Here is a 1,435-nt window from a genome sequence, read left to right on the forward strand (position 1 = left end):
TCAAGGCGCTGCGCCGGGTCAGCTTGTGCCCCTGGCGCATCGGCGCCATCACCGCCGCCGCCCTCGTCCTGCTCCACCACATGCACGACCGCACTACGTGATCAACCGGCCGGCGGACCCGCTACTGGGAAAGGCTCACTACCTCGCTGCACACAACTTGGGCGGTCCCCTCCATTCCTCTCGTCCGCTGCGCGAAGGAGCCCAGCTCTTCCCGACTCAGGTTACTGATGGGCCGAGCGGTCGGTCAGGGGTCACATGCGCCGCCGCGGCGTCATGCACCCCGAGCAAATCTAGCTCCTGTCAAGAGCCCCGCAAAGGCGACTGTGATCAGAAATAGCCCCTGTAAGGTGAAGGCCACCTGCGCTAGCTGACCAAGGTTGGTGGACGGTTCCAATGGAGACGAGAAGACAAACGTCATGAAGATCGAATAGGCACAGTGGATCAGTCCGGTCAGTCCTGCGAGGTCCCCATATTTCCCGTCCGCTAGCCCGAAATCTTCTATTCGCGCCGTCACGAGAAAAGAGACGATGCCCGCGTCCACGAACACCAAGGCCAGACCCGAATATACCAAAGCCAGAAACTCGCGCCAGAAGGTCGGACTCAGTGTCTTGTTGACATATTGAAGTGTTTGGTGATACGCCACCGCGTACGAGCCGAAACTGGCGTACACGCCAGTGGACTCTACCGCCAACAGCACTGAGGCGAGAAGTAGCAGCAGGGCAGTCGATCCGGCGGCGGTCATGAGAATGATGGGCCGCGACGGATCCTCGCGCACAGCAAGGCCCGCCCAAACCAGGAGGGCCACACCCGCGATTCCAAGGGTTGCAAAGTGAAATACGAAGAGGAGGATCCGCAGGGCAGCTCGAAAAATCAGTGACCCTGCGCCAGTCCTCGACTTGAGGATCGCTATCCCATTCTTGACCCGCAACTGTTGTATTCCGAGTAACGGAACCCCGTTTCTGAACTCTGCCCGAGTCGTGGTGGCGTAATAGAGCTCGCGCACGCCGACACTACCGGCCGCAGCATTCCGGAGCTTGTCAAGTTCCTGCCGGTAGGTCTTCCCATTCGTGTTAACCCAGGTCAGGTGTCTCCATATGGAGTAGATCTTGTAAAGAAGGATCAAACTAAGTGCGGTGTGACAAACTGTGAGGACAACGTGCAAGACACTCCTCCAAGGGTGAGCGAAGCGCGATTCGTCCGCTCACCTAGTCCAGACGAAGCGCTCGCGGTGGTATCGCCCGCCTCAGTATCGATGTGATCACGGGAACGTAGACGGCGGGCTCTCAACCTGCGGTTGGCAGCGCCCAGTGTCGACGACGCCTGAAAACTGACCCCCTCGCGACGGTCGAAAGTTGACCCCCTCCCGAGACCCTGGCTCGAGCCGAGCCGGGGAGGGACGAGGTGCTGGCAGTGGAGGACTGGGCGGAGATCCGCC

1 protein-coding gene and 1 pseudogene are annotated in these 1,435 nt (G+C 60.2%); one reads left to right on the top strand and one right to left on the bottom strand.

Translation table 11 applies throughout. From position 1 onward, the window contains the following. Positions 1 to 101, top strand: a pseudogene (locus tag D0Z06_RS25020) (IS5/IS1182 family transposase); the annotation flags it as partial. A gap of 170 nt (positions 102 to 271) precedes the next feature. Here the strand turns inward: D0Z06_RS25020 and D0Z06_RS25025 are convergent. Beyond that, on the bottom strand, positions 272 to 1,003 hold the full coding sequence (locus tag D0Z06_RS25025; protein WP_147332136.1) for a hypothetical protein: 732 nt from the start codon (positions 1,001 to 1,003) through the stop codon (positions 272 to 274). Positions 1,004 to 1,435 lie beyond the last annotated feature (432 nt).

Origin of the sequence: Geodermatophilus marinus (assembly GCF_003428645.1) — a bacterium.
Classification (GTDB): domain Bacteria; phylum Actinomycetota; class Actinomycetes; order Mycobacteriales; family Geodermatophilaceae; genus Geodermatophilus.